At 72.1% G+C, this 886-nt stretch carries 1 protein-coding gene; it reads left to right on the top strand.

Annotation, left to right across the window (positions count from 1 at the left end):
- A partial coding sequence (locus WAA21_RS17905; RefSeq protein ID WP_336924213.1) for an IS481 family transposase occupies positions 1 to 886 on the top strand: 886 nt, incomplete at both ends.

The raw sequence follows: 886 nt of genomic DNA, 5'->3' as shown, positions 1-886 counted from the left end.
CGGAGGGGCGGACCGTCACGGAGGTGGCGGTGCAGTGGCGGGTGTCGCGGCAGACGCTGCATGCGTGGTTGTCGCGGTATGAGCAGGGCGGTCTGGACGCGTTGGCGGACCGGTCCAGGCGGCCGGTGGGGTGCCCGCACCAGATGCCGGGGCGGGTGGAGGTGGTGGTGCTGGAACTGCGGCGTCAGCACGCCTACTGGGGGCCGCGGCGGATCCGGTCGGAGCTGTTGCGCCGACAGGAGACGCTGGGCCTCGGTGACCTGGATGTGGGGGACCTGCCCAGTGAGTCGGGGGTGTACCGGGCGTTGCTGCGGGCCGGGCTCATCACCCCGGACTCCCGGCGTCGGCGGCGGGAGTCGTGGAAGCGGTGGGAGCGGGGCTCGGCGAACGAGCTGTGGCAGTTCGACGTGGTGGGCGGGTTCCTGCTCGCGGACGGGTCGACGGCGAAGGCGTTGACCGGGGTGGATGACCACTCGAGGTTCTGCGTGTCGGCGCGGTTGATGCCCCGGGAGCGGACCCAGCTGGTGTGCGAGGGGTTCCGGGTCGCCCTCGAGCGGTACGGGGTGCCGCAGCAGGTGCTGACCGACAACGGGAAGGTCTTCACCGGGAAGTACGCGCACCCGCCGGTGGAGGTGCTGTGGGACCGGATCTGCCGGGAGCACGGCATCGAGCACCTGCTGACCAAGCCGCGGTCACCGACCACGACGGGCAAGATCGAGCGGTTCCACCGGACGCTGCGGACGGAGTTCGACACCGCGCGGACGTTCCCGAGCCTGGCTGCGGCGCAGGCGGAGCTCGACGAGTGGGTGAGGTACTACAACCACGACCGGCCGCACCAGTCGCTGGAGGACGAGGTGCCCGCCGCCCGCTTCGCCGGGCGCAGCGG

Origin of the sequence: Aquipuribacter sp. SD81 (assembly GCF_037153975.1) — a bacterium.
Classification (GTDB): domain Bacteria; phylum Actinomycetota; class Actinomycetes; order Actinomycetales; family JBBAYJ01; genus Aquipuribacter.
The sequence above is the reverse complement of the archived record's forward strand: the minus strand, read 5'-3'. Positions and strand labels throughout refer to the sequence as shown.